Origin of the sequence: Caballeronia sp. INML3B, from assembly GCF_023631305.1 — a bacterium.
Lineage (GTDB): Bacteria > Pseudomonadota > Gammaproteobacteria > Burkholderiales > Burkholderiaceae > Caballeronia > Caballeronia turbans.
In genome coordinates this window covers 393,265-407,983 of record NZ_JALQDI010000001.1, presented here as the reverse complement: position 1 = coordinate 407,983, position 14,719 = coordinate 393,265, and the positions used below count along the sequence as shown (strand labels likewise).

The 14,719-nt window shown below is 64.5% G+C and carries 16 protein-coding genes; 2 read left to right on the top strand and 14 right to left on the bottom strand.

Annotated features, from left to right (window positions below; genetic code table 11):
- Window positions 1-20: 20 nt before the first annotated feature.
- From NCS58_RS01895 to NCS58_RS01875, 5 genes are all read right to left on the bottom strand, one after another.
- Window positions 21-2,012, bottom strand: a complete 1,992-nt coding sequence (locus NCS58_RS01895) for an ATP-binding protein (protein ID WP_409219247.1) — start codon at window positions 2,010-2,012, stop codon at window positions 21-23.
- Window positions 2,013-2,045: 33 nt separating this feature from the next.
- Window positions 2,046-3,335, bottom strand: coding sequence for a dicarboxylate/amino acid:cation symporter (locus tag NCS58_RS01890; RefSeq protein ID WP_061116842.1), 1,290 nt, complete (start codon window positions 3,333-3,335; stop codon window positions 2,046-2,048).
- A gap of 426 nt (window positions 3,336-3,761) precedes the next feature.
- Window positions 3,762-4,748: a lipoyl synthase gene (gene lipA / locus NCS58_RS01885; RefSeq protein ID WP_061116841.1), complete on the bottom strand. Its 987-nt coding sequence runs from the start codon at window positions 4,746-4,748 to the stop codon at window positions 3,762-3,764.
- Window positions 4,745-5,527, bottom strand: coding sequence for a lipoyl(octanoyl) transferase LipB (lipB, locus tag NCS58_RS01880; RefSeq protein ID WP_250537734.1), 783 nt, complete (start codon window positions 5,525-5,527; stop codon window positions 4,745-4,747). Before lipB ends, lipA begins: the two co-directional genes overlap by 4 nt.
- 82 nt (window positions 5,528-5,609) lie before the next feature.
- Window positions 5,610-5,936, bottom strand: a complete 327-nt coding sequence (locus tag NCS58_RS01875) for a DUF2917 domain-containing protein (RefSeq protein ID WP_061116839.1) — start codon at window positions 5,934-5,936, stop codon at window positions 5,610-5,612.
- Window positions 5,937-6,059: 123 nt separating this feature from the next.
- Between NCS58_RS01875 and NCS58_RS01870 the strand changes: the two genes are divergently transcribed.
- Complete coding sequence (locus NCS58_RS01870; RefSeq protein WP_250537733.1) at window positions 6,060-7,013, top strand: transcriptional regulator GcvA; 954 nt, start codon at window positions 6,060-6,062, stop codon at window positions 7,011-7,013.
- Here NCS58_RS01870 and NCS58_RS01865 read toward each other — a convergent pair.
- From NCS58_RS01865 to NCS58_RS01855, 3 genes are read right to left on the bottom strand one after another with little or no spacing between them, the layout of a single operon-like run.
- A complete protein-coding gene (locus NCS58_RS01865; RefSeq protein WP_061116837.1) occupies window positions 6,997-7,305 on the bottom strand; it encodes a DUF493 family protein in 309 nt (102 codons plus the stop codon). The two genes, NCS58_RS01870 and NCS58_RS01865, sit on opposite strands and share 17 nt — an antisense overlap.
- An 11-nt stretch (window positions 7,306-7,316) precedes the next feature.
- Window positions 7,317-8,240, bottom strand: a complete 924-nt coding sequence (locus tag NCS58_RS01860) for a D-amino acid aminotransferase (RefSeq protein ID WP_250537732.1) — start codon at window positions 8,238-8,240, stop codon at window positions 7,317-7,319.
- Between the two features lie 50 nt (window positions 8,241-8,290).
- A complete protein-coding gene (locus NCS58_RS01855) occupies window positions 8,291-9,505 on the bottom strand; it encodes a D-alanyl-D-alanine carboxypeptidase family protein (protein WP_061116944.1) in 1,215 nt (404 codons plus the stop codon).
- A 193-nt stretch (window positions 9,506-9,698) separates the two neighbouring features.
- Here NCS58_RS01855 and NCS58_RS01850 point away from each other — a divergent pair, with 193 nt between their 5' ends.
- Window positions 9,699-9,950, top strand: coding sequence for a hypothetical protein (locus NCS58_RS01850; protein ID WP_143756291.1), 252 nt, complete (start codon window positions 9,699-9,701; stop codon window positions 9,948-9,950).
- Here the strand turns inward: NCS58_RS01850 and NCS58_RS01845 are convergent.
- From NCS58_RS01845 to NCS58_RS01820, 6 genes are all read right to left on the bottom strand, one after another.
- The gene (locus NCS58_RS01845; RefSeq protein WP_250537731.1) at window positions 9,919-10,545 is read right to left on the bottom strand and encodes an alpha/beta hydrolase; all 627 of its coding nucleotides are present in this window, start codon (window positions 10,543-10,545) and stop codon (window positions 9,919-9,921) included. The two genes, NCS58_RS01850 and NCS58_RS01845, sit on opposite strands and share 32 nt — an antisense overlap.
- Complete coding sequence (locus tag NCS58_RS01840; protein WP_250537730.1) at window positions 10,542-10,871, bottom strand: ferredoxin; 330 nt, start codon at window positions 10,869-10,871, stop codon at window positions 10,542-10,544. The genes NCS58_RS01845 and NCS58_RS01840 overlap by 4 nt, the downstream gene beginning before the upstream one ends.
- Before the next feature lie 95 nt (window positions 10,872-10,966).
- Complete coding sequence (locus tag NCS58_RS01835) at window positions 10,967-12,139, bottom strand: VanZ family protein (RefSeq protein ID WP_061116833.1); 1,173 nt, start codon at window positions 12,137-12,139, stop codon at window positions 10,967-10,969.
- Between the two features lie 49 nt (window positions 12,140-12,188).
- The gene (locus tag NCS58_RS01830; protein WP_250537729.1) at window positions 12,189-12,815 is read right to left on the bottom strand and encodes an ABC-type transport auxiliary lipoprotein family protein; all 627 of its coding nucleotides are present in this window, start codon (window positions 12,813-12,815) and stop codon (window positions 12,189-12,191) included.
- Window positions 12,816-12,828: 13 nt separating this feature from the next.
- Window positions 12,829-13,788 (bottom strand): MlaD family protein, encoded by a 960-nt coding sequence (locus NCS58_RS01825; RefSeq protein ID WP_250537728.1) that lies wholly within the window; start codon window positions 13,786-13,788, stop codon window positions 12,829-12,831.
- A gap of 48 nt (window positions 13,789-13,836) precedes the next feature.
- Window positions 13,837-14,715, bottom strand: a complete 879-nt coding sequence (locus NCS58_RS01820) for an ABC transporter ATP-binding protein (RefSeq protein ID WP_061116830.1) — start codon at window positions 14,713-14,715, stop codon at window positions 13,837-13,839.
- Window positions 14,716-14,719 lie beyond the last annotated feature (4 nt).

Genomic DNA, 14,719 nt, shown 5'->3' with positions numbered 1-14,719 from the left:
TCGATTCAAAGTTTCGGATGCTACGCGCGACGCAGCGTCAATACGAATTCTGCGCCGTACGATCCGTCCGCGTCGGCCTGCGTGCCGCCTTCCGGTCCGTCCGCGACGATCGGCGCCTCGCGATTGCGCGCGACGAGCGTGCCGCCATAGTCACGCGCGATCGCCGAGGAAATCGCGAGCCCGAGGCCCAGGCCCTGCCCCATTTCCTTCGTCGTGAAGAACGGCTCGAAAAGACGCGGCAGCGCGTCGGCGGGAATGCCGGGGCCGTTATCGCGCACCATGAGTTCGATCGTGTCCGCGCGCGTGTTCAGTTCGATGACGATGCGCGGCTTGTCGCACGACGCGACCGCATCGAGCGCATTGCCGATCAGATTGATGAACACCTGCTCGAGCCGCAAATCCTCGCAACGCACGAACACAGGCGCGCTGCCTTCGGCGAGCTCCGGCGCGATATCGATGACGACATTCTTCATGCGCGGACGCAGCATCGAGAACACCTGGCGCAATGCGCGCGCGACGTCCGCACGTGCGTTCTTTGGCCGCGCCTTCGTGACAAAGAGCTTGAGCTGATTCGTGATGTTGCCCATGCGCTCGGTCAGCGATGCGATCGCTTCGAGATTCTCACGCGCCGCCGCCTGATCGCCGCGCTCGATCAGCACGCGGGTGTTGTCGGAGAAACTGCGCAACGCGGCGAGCGGCTGATTCAGTTCGTGCGTGATGCCGGCCGCCATCTGGCCGAGCGCGGCGAGCTTGCTCGCCTGAATGAGCTCGTCGTGCGCCGCGCGCAAGTCCTGCTCCGCGCGCGTGCGCTCGTTGACTTCTTTCGTCAGTTGCGCATTCGCTTCGGACAAATCGGCCGTGCGCTCCGCGACACGCTGATTCAACTCGGCATACGCGGTCTGCAGCAACTCGCGGCTGCGGATCATCTCGCGCACGCGCGCGCGGCGCATGCGCCAGTAGAACGCGAGCAGGCACAGCGACACGAACACGAGCGCCGTGACGATGACCGCGTTCTGCGCGGCGCTTTCGACGGGATCGAGCGCGGCCATCGTGATCAGTTGCCAGTCGGGCTCGCCGATGGAACGATGCGTCGCGAGAAACGCCGGCGCGTTGCGCCCGCCGCCGACACGCACGATCTGCGCGCCGTCGCTGAAGGTCTTCACGACGGTCATCGGCAATGGCGTGATCGCCTGCTGCGCGTACTGGCGCGTCGCATACACCGAAGCCTCGATGTTCTGCGGCAGCGGCCGCACCGTGTGATATTTCCACGCCGGCACCGACGAGAGAAAGATGACGCCGTGATCGTCCGTGACGATGAGCGGCTCGGCCGCATCGGCGCCTTGCAGCCATTCCAGATTGAGCTTCACGACCGCAACGCCGATGACCTCGCGCGTGCCTTCGCGGTACACCGGCTGCGAAATGTAATAGCCGGGTTCGATGGAAATCGTCCCGATGCCGAAGAACCGGCCGACGCCGCCCTTCATCGCATCGATGAAATACGGCCGGAAGTTATAGTCCACGCCGACGAAGCTGTCCGCCGCATTCCAGTTACTCGCGGCGACGCTGATCCCGTTCGAGCGGATCAGATAGGTGACCGTGGCATGTGCGCGCGCGTTGAGATCTTCGAGATAGCGGTTCGCGCGCTCGACATTGGCCTTATCGGGATGATCCAGCGCGTTCTGCACGACAGGATGCCGCGACAGCAGATACGGCAGATATTCGTAGCGGTCGAGCGTGCTCTTGAGCGTGTTCGTCGTGCGATCGACGCGCGCGGCGGCATTGAGCCTGAGCTCGTCGATGCCGCTTTGCCACGCGAGCTGCCACGTGAGCGCGCAGCACGCCACGAGCGCGGCGCATAGCGCGAAGAACACGAGGATGCGGCGCGTCACGTGAGCAGATTCCCGCGAGTGAGGATCTGTCATTGTGGCATAGGCGCCTTCTGGATAAGGCTTTGCGGACGCCGCAAGCGATTGCGGCGAAGCACTCTCGGACTGAGGCTTCGCCGCTTGCATGATCGCGTGTCCGGAAGGGGTCGCCGACGCTGCTTAGACGGACTTCACTTCTTCCGTATCGGTCACGTCGACCTCGCGTGACAACGCCGCCTTCAGCTTGCTGCGGTCGAGTTCCTTCTCCCACGCCGACACGACGACCGTCGCCACGCCGTTACCGACGATGTTCGTCAGCGCGCGGCATTCCGACATGAAGCGGTCGATGCCGAGGATCAGCACCATGCCCGCGAGCGGAATGGTCGGCACGACGGCCAGCGTCGCCGCCAGCGTGATGAAGCCCGCGCCGGTCACGCCGCTCGCGCCCTTCGATGTGAGCATCGTCACCGCGAGCAGCGTCAGTTGCTGGCCCCACGAGAGGTCGGTGTTGGTTGCCTGGGCGATGAACAGCACAGCCATCGTCATGTAGATGTTCGTGCCGTCGAGGTTGAACGAATAGCCGGTCGGCACGACGAGACCCACGACCGAGCGCGAGCAGCCGAGCTTTTCGAGCTTGAGCATCAGTTGCGGGAGCGCCGCTTCCGACGACGACGTGCCGAGCACGATCAGCATTTCTTCCTTGATGTACGCGATGAACTTCAGGATGTTGAAGCCGACCATGCGCGCGATGGCGCCAAGCACGACGACGACGAAGATGAACGACGTCAGATAGAAGGTGCCGACGAGCTTGAGCATCGGCAGCAGCGAACCGATGCCGTACTTGCCGATGGTGAAGGCCATCGCGCCGAACGCACCGATCGGCGCGAGCTTCGTGATGATGCCGACCATGCCGAACAGGATGCTCGACAACCCCTCGATGAAACTCGTCACGACCTTGCCTCGCTCGCCGATATGCGCGAGCACCGAGCCGAACAGCAGCGCGATCAGCAGGATCTGGAGGATTTCGCCCTGCGCGAACGCCGACACCAGCGTGTCCGGGATGATGTGCATGAAGAAGTCGACCGTGCTCTGGCCGTGCGCCTTCGTCGCGAAGGAATCGACAGCCTTGTGATCGAGCGTGGCCGGATCGACGTTGAAGCCGACGCCGGGCTTCAGGATGTGCGTCGCGGCGAGGCCGAGGATCAGCGCGAACGTGGACACGACTTCGAAGTACAGGAGCGCCTTGCCGCCGACGCGCCCGACCTTCTTCATGTCTTCCATGCCGGCAATGCCGGTCACGACAGTACAGAAGATGATCGGCCCGATCACCATCTTGATGAGCTTGATGAACCCGTCGCCGAGCGGCTTCATGTCGGTGGCGAGATTCGGTTGGAAGTGCCCGAGCGCGATGCCGATGATGATGGCGACGATCACCTGCACGTACAGGACTTTATAGATAGGTTTTTTCACGATGTTTCCAGGCAAGGACTAGCAATTGGCGGAAGTACGGCCAGCGGCGAGCTTGAACCTGCGGAAGCTTTCCCGGTGCGCGGATGAAACTGTGGGATGCGCACGCCGAAACGCGCCGCGTAGCGATAGCCGCTTCGTCGACGGATTCAGGGGCGTTTGGGTGCGAGAGGGGTCATCGGTTGTCTCCTTGACTTTTATGGGCGGCTCATCGGCCGTGCACTCTATATCGCAAGGGCGATGCCAGTTCTACTTGTTTTTAAACCTTTGATTTATCTAGATCTTTTTTATGAAGCGATCATGCGGAATCTGTGTTTCTGGAAATCCGGAATAGGGACGTCCGGCGATCCGGACGGCTGCGGTTTCGGTTCAGCCATGAAAAAACCCACGGTCGCCCGTGGGTTTCTCTTTTCGGTCAGCCAGAAGCGCTCAGACCACGCCCGCCCCGTGCGCCTGCAAATCCGCGTGATAGCTCGACCGCACCATCGCGCCGACAGCCGCGTGCGTGAAGCCCATCTTGTACGCCTCTTCCTCGTACATCTTGAACGTATCCGGATGGACGTAAGCCCGCACCGGCAGGTGGTGCTCCGACGGCTGCAAGTATTGGCCGATCGTCAGCATGTCCACGTCGTGCGCGCGCAGATCGCGCATCACCTGGAGAATTTCTTCTTCCGTTTCGCCCAGGCCGACCATCAGGCCCGATTTCGTCGCGACTTCCGGATGCAGCGCCTTGAAGTCCTTGAGGAGCTTCAACGAATGGTGATAATCCGAACCCGGACGCGCTTCCTTATAAAGACGCGGCACCGTTTCGAGGTTGTGGTTCATCACGTCGGGCGGCGCGGCGGTAAGGATGCCGATCGCACGATCCAGGCGGCCGCGGAAGTCCGGCGTCAAAATCTCGATGCGCGTCTCCGGCGAATGCTCGCGGACCTGTTTGATGCACTCGACGAAGTGCGCCGCGCCGCCGTCGCGCAGATCATCGCGATCGACGGACGTAATCACCACGTACTTCAGCTTCAACGCGCCGATGGTGCGCGCGAGATTCAGCGGCTCGTCCGCATCGAGCGGATCGGGGCGGCCGTGACCGACGTCGCAGAACGGGCAGCGGCGCGTGCACTTGTCGCCCATGATCATGAACGTCGCGGTGCCTTTGCCGAAGCATTCGCCGATGTTCGGGCAGCTCGCTTCCTCGCACACCGTATGCAGGTTGTGCTCGCGCAGGATGTGCTTGATCTCGTTGAAGCGTGAGTTGCCCGTCGCCGTTCGCACGCGGATCCAGTCCGGCTTCTTCAGCTTCTCGATGGGGATGACCTTGATCGGAATACGCGACGTCTTCGCTTGGGCCTTTTGCTTGGCAGTGGCGTCGTAGGCGGGAGCAGCGGTATCGCCGGCCAGGTTTGCGGTTGCGTCAGTCATTCGGTCGATCCGGTTGTTGCGGCGGCAGTTGCGGGGAGGCCGCCGATTTGAAGTGCCAGCCGAACGGCCAGCACGAGAGCTACGTCGCGCCAGTCGGCGACGACGCCGAGCGTCGCCATGTCGACCGTTTCGAGCCCCGCGTAGCCACACGGGTTGATTGCGAGGAACGGCTGCAAGTCCATGCTCACATTGAGGCTCACGCCGTGATAACTGCAGCCGTTGCGAATCTTGAGTCCGAGCGCGGCGATCTTCGCGCCCTCATGGCGTTCATGCGAACGAACGTTCGCATTATGTTCGACCTGCCGCGCCGATGGCCGCGCGACATAGATGCCGGGCGCGCCGGCCTTGCGGTCGGTCGCGAGATTATACGTCGCGAGGGTTTCGATCACGGCCTCTTCGATGCGCCGCACCAGCTCGCGCACCATGAGTTTGCGGCGACGCAAATCGATCAGCAGATAAGCGACGATCTGTCCCGGCCCGTGATAGGTAATCTGTCCGCCGCGATCCACCTTGAGAAGCGGAATACCGCTTTCGGCGAGCAGAAGATGCGCCGGATCGCCCGCGAGACCGAGCGTGAAAACCGGCGGATGCTCGACGAGCCAGATTTCGTCCGGTGTGTCGGGCGTGCGGGCGTCGGTGAAGGCCCGCATCGCGTCGAAGCTCTGGCTGTACGGCTCGAGGCCGCGCCAGCGCAACGCAACCGGAAACTCACCGGAACTGAGCACGGTGTCGGGCGCGTCGTGAATTTCTTGTGGGACTGCGAGCGGTGTGGCGGACATGGTGCCGGTAGTTTACCGAAATAGGCCCATGCCCGCCGATGGTGAATTCGCATGCCTTCGATGGCAAATTCGAATAGTTGGCTCAGACGGTGCGCCATCCGGCGCGAAGACGTTGGGCAAGACGCTCGATGCGCGTCGAAAGCCAGTGCATCGCACGCTCGTCGCAGCGCGGCAGGATCGTGAAGACGACGTGCGCCGGACGGTCGCCTTCGACGGAAAGCCAGAGCCGCTCGCGTTCGCGCAGCTTGAGGTGGTCGCCGGGGACGAGCCAGTAGTCTTCGATGTCGTTGCTGCGCGTCGCCCAGACGGCGGTGCCGTGGACCGTCAGACGCGAGCCTCGCGCAATGCGCATCGGCACGGTTTCGCCAGGCTTGATTTCGAAGGTGACGCTTGTTGATATTTCTCGCATGATCCACTCCGCCAGAGGAACGTTTCGATGACTACAATCCTAGGCGTGGCAAGGCATCAGACAAAACGATCAATTTTCACCGCTATGTGAGCTGTATTGACAACGACCACGCCAACGATCCACATGGACCTCCGACAGCTTCCCGCCCTGAACGCGCTGCGTGCCTTCGAGGCCGCCGCCCGTCACGAGAGCTTCTCCCGCGCCGCCGACGAGCTTTTCGTCACGCACGGCGCGGTCAGTCATCAGATCCGCGCGCTGGAGGCCGAACTGGGCGTGTCGCTCTTCGTGCGCGACGGCAAACGCGTGCGTCTCACCGACCGGGGCAGGCAATACGCCGCGGAGGTGCGCGCGGCCTTGGTCGCATTGGCCGAATCCACGCGCCGCATCCGCTCGGGCGATCGCGACCGGCGGCTGATCGTGTCGATGCTGTCGTCGTTTTCGGCGCGGTGGCTGACGCCGCGCGTCGGCCGGTTTATCGAGAAACATCCGGAAGTCGATCTCGAATTGCTGTCGACGAACGCGCTCACCGACTTCAACCGCGACGATGTGGATGTCGCCATCCGTTTCGGCTACGGCAAGTACGCGGGTCTGCACGCGGAGGAGTTGCTGGACGAGGTGTTCTTTCCCGCGTGCTCGCCGAATTTTCGCGGCGGCGCGTTGCCGCGCGTGCCCGGCGATCTGGCGGCCACGCCGCTCTTGCGGTCGGATGAGGAATTGTGGCGCCCGTGGTTCGACGCGGCCGGCCTCACGGATCTTCCGGAGCCGAAGCGCGGCGTGCTGTATGAAGATTCGTCGAATCTGCTGCAGGCGGCCATCGACGGACAAGGCGTCGCACTCGTGCGGCGATCGCTCGCGATGCAGGAGATCATCGCGGGACGGCTCGTGCGCCTCTTCAACATAGACGGCCCGAGTCCGTGGAAGTACTACTTCGTGTGTCCGACGGCGCTCCTTCAGACGAAGCGCGTGCAGGCGTTCAGGGAATGGGTGTTCGAGGAAGCCGAGCAGTTCAGGCTGCTCTACGAGCGCACGCCGGCGGTGTGCGACGCGCCAGCGAGCAAGCTCAAAGCACTACCTTGACCATCGGATGGCCGGTGAGCGCGCGATAGATGTCGTCGAGATGCGGACGATTCTGCGCACGCACGGTGCAGGTGAGACCGGTGTAATTACCGCCGGACGACGGACGGGCCTCGACACGCGAGGCGTCGAAATCCTGGTCGAACTCCTTGAGCAGGCTGACGATCGTGTCGTGGAATTCCGGATGCGTCTTGCCCATTACCTTGATCGGGAAGTCGCAGGGAAAGTCGAACAGTTCGTCGGCGCTGTGCGCGGCGGAATCGGTTGGATCGGTGGATTGTGGCTTGTCAGACATGGCGTTCTCCTTTACTTCGCGCCTGGCTTGGCTCGCGCGGCCTCTTGCGCGAACTCGCGCGCCTTGGCCCGCTGGTAGGCGTCGTACAGCGCAGCATAGATTGGACCGGGACGGCCGTCGCCGACGCTTTTTCCGTCGAGCGTCGTGATCGGCATGACTTCCTTCGTCGCGGAGCTGATCATGACTTCGTCGGCCGAACGCAATTCGGCTTCCGTGATGTCGCGCTCCTCGAATGGAATGCCCGCCTCGCTCGCCAGCTCCTCGATGAGCCCGTACCGGATGCCTTCCAGGATGCGCGGTCCGCGCGGCGCGCCGAGCAGCGTGCCGCGCTTCACGACCCACACATTCGAGGACGAACCTTCGGTCAGCAAGCCATCGCGCAACTGGATGGTTTCGAGCGCGTCGTTTTCCGCGGCGTGCTGCGCCATCAACACATTGCCGAGCAGCGACACCGACTTGATGTCGCAATGCAGCCAGCGCTTGTCCTCGGCGGTCACGGCCACCGCGCCGCGTGCGCGATCCGCCACGCTCGGAAAAACGAGCTGGCCGAGCATGACGAACACGGTCGGCGTGATGCCGGCCGGAAATGCATGCCCGCGCCGCTTCGCGACGCCGCGCGTGACCTGAATGTAGACGAGCGCGTCGCCGTTGCCGGCGTTTTCGCTGATCGCGCGATCGATCAACGCACGCCAGCCGGCATCGTCGAACGGATTGTCGATACGGATCTTGCCGAGACTGCGATTCAGCCGCGCGAGATGCTGTTTGAGCCGGAACGGCAGGCGCGTGCCATCGGCTTGCCCGTAGAGCGGCACGACTTCATACACGCCGTCGCCGAAGATGAACCCGCGGTCGAGCACGGGAATGCGCGCTTCGGAAAGCGGCCCCCACTCGCCGTTCAGATAAACCGTCGGATCGAAAACTTCGGCTTGGCTCATCGGGACCGCTCCTTTCTCAAAAACTGCCGCTCAAACTTCGCTGACTTCGATTATTTGCGCTTCTGCCACCAGAGCAGCGCCGAATCCCACAGGCGGCCGAAGATGCCCGCTTCCGGCACGTCCTGCAGCGCCACGAGCGGGAACTGCGCGACCTCCTTGCCGTCCGCCATCATCTTGACGGTTCCGATCTGCTGGCCCTTCTTGATAGGCGCGACGATCAGATCGTTGTGCGTGACGGTCGGCTTGACCTTCTCGCCCAAACCCTTCGGCACGGTGATGTACTGATCCGTCGTGACGCCCGCCTGCACGTTGTCCGCGGCGCCCTTGTACACGCGCGGCGATTCGATCACCTGATTCGCCTTGTACAGACGCAGTGCGTCGTACGCGGTGTAGCCGTAGTTCAGCATCTTCAGGCTGTCCTGCACGCGGTTGTGCTCTTTGGGCTCGCCCATCACCACGGCGACGAGACGGCGGCTCGCATCGGGCACGCCCACGAGCGAGCGCTTCGCGGTCGCGATCAGGCAATAGCCCGCGGCCTTCGTGTGGCCGGTCTTGAGGCCATCGACGGTCGGATCGAGCCACAGCAGGCGGTTGCGGTTCGGCTGCTTGATCTTGTTGTACGTGAATTCCTTCACCGAGAAGATGCTGTAGTACTCGGGGAAGTCGCGCACGAGGCGCGTGGACAGCACGGCGAGATCGCCGGCGGTCGTGTAGTGCTGCGGATCGGGCATGCCGTTCACATCGGCGAAGTTCGTGTGAGTCATGCCGATGCGCTTCGCTGCCGCGTTCATCAACTGCACGAAGTTGCTTTCGCTGCCGCCGACGAGTTCGGCCAGCGCGATGGCCGCATCGTTGCCCGACTGCACGATCATGCCGTAGACGAGATCGTGCACGGTGACCGGCTTGTTCGCCTCGATGAACATGCGCGACTCGTCCGTGCGCACGCGGCGCACGGCCTCGCTCGGCATGACGGTCTGATCCATGTTGATCTTCTTCGCCTTCAGCGCGTCGAAGACGAGATACGCGGTCATCAGCTTCGTGAGCGATGCGGGCTCGACGCGCTCATCGGGATTGCCCGACGCGAGCACCTGATTGCTGGTGGCATCGACGAGCACCCACGAGCGCGCGGTCACGTCGGGCGGCGGCACTTGCGCGAAGGCGCTCGCGGCGGCCAGCACGGCCGGCAGCACGAGTGCGGCTTTGATGGCGCGATGTTGAACGATGGAAACAGAAGGGAGAGACAGGCCGGCAGGGACAAAGCGCATAGGATCGATCGGCGGAAAAAGCAGGCTGCGACGAGGACGATCGGGGATCGGATGATCGGCGAAGCACGGGTTGAACAGGCTGACCGTCGCTGTCGGTCGGGCTGATCGCCAGGACAGCGGCACGGGGCGCCGCGGCGAAAAGCGCTCGTTCGACAGACGGACGCGAAAACGGTTCTCGGAAGCCGGAGTTTCGATGACCGCGACAAGTTCGTCGGAGCATCGCACGGCCGGAAACAGCGAAAAAATTCTGCGCCATTATACGCGTGGCCCGCTTCCGTTTTCCTTTGAATCTGCCCTTCTGCCGCGCGTTTTAACGTTTTTCAGGCTGCGCTTAGCCGCTTTTACCGATCAGGAAACGATGCGCGCGCACAGCCCTTCAGAAGCCTTGCGCCGCTCGCGGGTCGAGCGCGTGCTCAGCGCCACGCGTCGACGATCACGCGCTTGAGAATATGCAGCTTGCGGTGAAAGAAATGCTCGCCGCCCGGAATCACGACGACCGGCAGTTCCTGCGGCCGCGCCCAGTCGTAGACGGATCGAATCGGCACGGTGTCATCGACTTCGCCGTGGATCACGAGGGTGGTGTCCGGCACGGGCGCGACCTCCCAGCGGCTCGCGGCCGTGCCGACGAACACCATCCGCTCGATTTGCTTGCCCGCTTCGAGCATGCGCTTCGCGACATGCGACAGCACGAAGGTGCCGAATGAAAAGCCCGCGAGCACGATCGGCACGTCGGCCTGCCCGGGTTGCGCGCGCATGTGGTCGATCAGCGCGAGCAGATCGTCCTGCTCGCCGATGCCGTTGTCATGCTCGCCGCCCGTCGCGCCGACGCCGCGAAAATTCGAGCGATACGTCGTGTAGCCGAGCTGAACGAAAGTGCGCGCGAGCGTCTGCGCGACCTTGTTGTCCATCGTGCCGCCGAAGAGCGGATGCGGATGCGCGACGAGCGCGATGCCGCGCGGCGCTGAATCGGTACGGTCGAGCGCGCATTCGATCTTGCCGACCGGCCCGTCGATCAGAAATTTTTCGGTTTGCGCGTTCATGCCGGTTGATCGATGAGAAGACGTTCGACGATTTTTCCGTTGGCCAGATGCGACTCCACGATTTCGTCGATATCGGTTTCATCGACATACGTGTACCACGTGCCTTGCGGATACACGACCACGACCGGCCCGAACTCGCAGCGGTCCAGACACCCGGCCTTGTTGATGCGCACTTTGCCTTCGCCCGCGAGGCCGAGTTGCTTCACGCGTTTTTTCGCGTGCTCCTGCATGGCCTGTGCGTTGCAGTTCGCGCAACTGGGGCGCGGCGCATCGGCGTCGCGCTGATTCAGGCAAAAGAACACGTGATACTTGTAGAAGGAATCCATGAGCGGGGTGCGATGAGAGTGTCGGTCGATTATAGCGAGCGATGTTCGTGCCCGCCGCGACACGCCGGGCGACACGCCGGGCGACACGCCGGGCGTCACGCCGGGCGGCTCGCCTTGCGCGCGCGACGCCGCGCGAGCCACGCGCGCTCGGCCGCGGACGCGAGCCAGCCGAGCGCCGCATACGGCCAGACCCACGCGAGCCAGTGCGCGAGCCCGTTGAAATGCAGGTAGCGTCCCTGCCGCCAGTCGGCGAGCACGATGTCGAAATACGGATTCACCGGCAGCAGATTGACGAGCGCGAGCGAGGCGACGAGCGCGGCGCCCGCGAGCGCCGCGCGCAGTCCGCGCGGCAGCGACACCGACAGCACGCCCGCCGTCACCGCGATGGCAATGCCTTCGAGCGCGCCGTCCGTCGCCCAGTCGAAGGTCAGGCCCGCGCGCGATTGCAGGAAAGTCGCGCCCGCTTTCGCGAAGAGCGTCATCGCGACGAGGCTGAGCATCAGCCGGATGCGCGGCGCGCGCTTGCGCGTGAGCAGCGTCGCGAGCACGAGCGCCGCAAAGAGGCTCGTCGACGTGATCAGCGCTTCCCAGGCGTCGTCCGGGAGCAGCGCGCCCAACCGGTCGGGCCAGCTTTCGATGTCCCATGGCGCAGGCGTCCACGCGAGGATCGCGTCCTGCATCGACGGGTCGAGCTCGTCCCATAGCACGCGCGGCAGGTCGCCGCCGCCGAAGAGATACGGCGCGGGGAACATCGCCGCGAACGGCCACAGCGCCGACAGCCCGATGACATACGCCGCGTCGCGCTCGAACCACGTGAAGCGGATGCGCCGCAGCAGGCCGCGGTCGAGCAGCGCACTCGTCGCGGGCGCGATGAGCACGCCGCCGACGAGCGCGCCGAACGCATTGGCGGCGAGATCGAGATTCGAGGCGACGCGCGTCGGCAAATACGTCTGAATGGCTTCCATCGTGCCGGACAGCAACGCGCCGCCGGCGAGCGCCGCGCCCACCGCGAGCGTGCCGCGAAAGCGCGGATAGAGCGCGAGCACGATCAGCGAGCCGAGCGGCATGTAGCCGAGCACGTTCGTGATGACATCGAAGGCGGTCAGATACTGCGGCAGCGGATCGGCGAGATACGCGAACGGACTCAGGCCCAGCGAGCGCCAGCCCGAGAACGGATAGAGCGAACCGTAGACCACGAGCGCCGCGTATGCGGCGAGCGCCTGCCGGGAAAACGCCGACGGGCGGCGCTGCCATTGCTTGATCGTCATGAGCCGCCCGGACGCCTCCGCGCTGGGCGGATGGTGAAACAACAGAAGGTCATCGCGAAGCGGAAAGGGGTTGTGCGGCGAGCCACGCGGAAAGCTGCGCGATTACATCGTCCGATGCGGCCGCGAGCGCCCGCGCGCCGCCGGATGCATCGGCGCTCGGCGCAGGCGCGCTCGCGGCGAAACTGCGCTGGCCGACCACGCGGCCTTGCTGCGTCAGCGTCGCGCGCACGGACACGAGGCCATGGCTTTGCTCGGGCGCGTCGAAGACCTGTTCGAAGCTCGTCAGCTCGACTTCGAGCAGCGGCACGGCGCGCACCGGATCGGCGCCCGACAGGATCGGGCCGCGCGCCGCGAGCGCGTTGCGCAGACGCTGCGTGAGGAGCTGCGCGGGCGGCATCGTCCAGTGGCTGTCCGAATAGCTGCCCGTGCGCTGGGCGTCTACGTAGCTCAGGCGATACGCGAACGCATCGGTTTCCAGGCTGCGCGGCGCGGCCACCGCGAGCACCTTCACCGGCGGCGTCGGCAAGGCGTTGGCCGTCGCGCTGGCCGCAGGCGGCGCGCCGAGGTCGTAATGCGCGTTCGGCATCGCGGTGGACGTCGATCCACAGCCCGCGAGCAAGGTGACGCAAGCGAGCGCGAACGCCGCGACTGCTCCTTTCATGTCGATGTCTGCCATGTGTTTTTCTCGATCAATGCGCCGCTTTCGCGGGCCACGTGAAGCCCGGCTCGCCCGGTCCCGGCTCCTTTTGCGGCGGGCCGAAGAGCACGCTGCGCGGATTGGTGCTGAACGCGTCGGCGGCGCGATCGACCGAACGCGCGGCCGCGCTCACGTCGTCGCTGAACGAATAGAAGCGCGGCAACGCCTCGAAGCCGACGCGCGCCGTCACGAAGCGCAGCGACTCGTTCATGTCCGCGAGCGCGGCGCTCGCGTCCTCGGCGGCCTTGCCCGCCTTGTTCAGATTGATGACGAACGGGCCATCCGGACGATTCAGGTTCTGCACGAGCTGGTTGGTCGAGGCGAGCGTGGTGTTGATCTGCTTCAGCGTCTGCGGCAACTGCGCCGTGACCGGCTGCACCTGCCCCGCAAGCGTCGCGATGCTGTCCGCCGCGCCCTGCAGGCTCTTCGTCGTGGCCATGAGCTGATTGCGCACGTCGTCGGAGAGGAACTTGTCGGCGTCTTCGGACAGGCGCTCGAACTTCTTCAGGATCACGTCGCCGCGCTGCTGCAACTGTTCGAAAAGACCCGGGCGCATCGGCACTTCGGCGACGTGCTGCGGCGACGAAGCAAGCGGACTCGGATCATTGCCGGTGTCGTCGAGCTGCACGAACGCGATGCCGGTCACGCCCTGAAAGCCGAGCGTCGCGAAGGTCGAATGCGTCATCGGCGCGTTCTTGTCGACGAGAATGCGGATTCGGATCTGCCCCGGATGCGCCTTGTCGAAGCGGATCGACTCCACCTTGCCGACGCCCAGACCGCGATAACGCACGGACGCGTCCGTGAAAAGGCCGGTCACGTTGGTGCGCGCGATCAGGTCGTAGGGCACGCGCACGGTGCGATCCACGTTGAAGAAAAACACGGCGAAAGCGATGGCCAGCACGAGGGCGATCGTGAAGAGCCCGGTCCAGAACGCGTGTGATTTGTTTTCCATCGGCAGATTCCTTTGACTTCGCGGCGGCGTCGGTGGAGCGTCGTTCGGCTATTTGTTGACGGCGATCGGCGCGTCCTCGAGCGCGGCCGGCGGCAGTTTCGCGCGACGCTCGGGCGGCAGCGCCTGCAGCGCGCGACGCCCGCGCCGCCCGAGAAAATACTCGCGAATGAACGGATGATCCACCGCGCACGCCTCCTCCACCGGCGCCGCGACGAGCACGCGCCGGTCCGCGAGCACGGCGACGCGCGTCGAGAGCGCGACCATCGTATCGAGATCGTGCGTGACCATGACGACGGTCAGCCCGAGCGCGCGATGCAGCGTGGCGATCAGATCGACGAACTCGTCGGATGCCTTCGGGTCGAGGCCGGCGGTCGGTTCGTCGAGAAAGAGCAGCTCGGGTTCGAGCGCGATCGCCCGCGCGATGCCCACGCGCTTCACCATCCCGCCCGACAGCGCCGACGGCATCTTGCTCGCATGCTTGCACGACAGCCCGACCATCTCGAGCTTCAGCATCACGAATTCGCGGATCAGATCCTCGGGAATCTTGCCGAGCTCGCGAAACGGCTGGGCGATGTTGTCGTATACAGTCAGCGACGAGAACAGCGCGCCTTGCTGGAACATCATGCCGGAGCGCGTGCGCAGCATTTTCGCCGTTTCTTCGTCCATGCGCGCCCATTCCTCGCCGAGCACGCGAATGGTGCCCGATGTCGGCGATTCCAGCCCGAGAATCTGCCGCACGAGGGTCGTCTTGCCCGAGCCCGATCCGCCCAGGAGCGCAACGATCTCGCCACGCCGCACATCCAGATTCAGATGCTCGTGGATCACCGTGCGCCCGTAGCGCTTGGTGACATCGCGCACCTCGATCACCGGCTCCGCGATGACGGGCGGCGGCTGATGGCGAACGGCGGTGGCGAGCGTGGTCGACATGGCG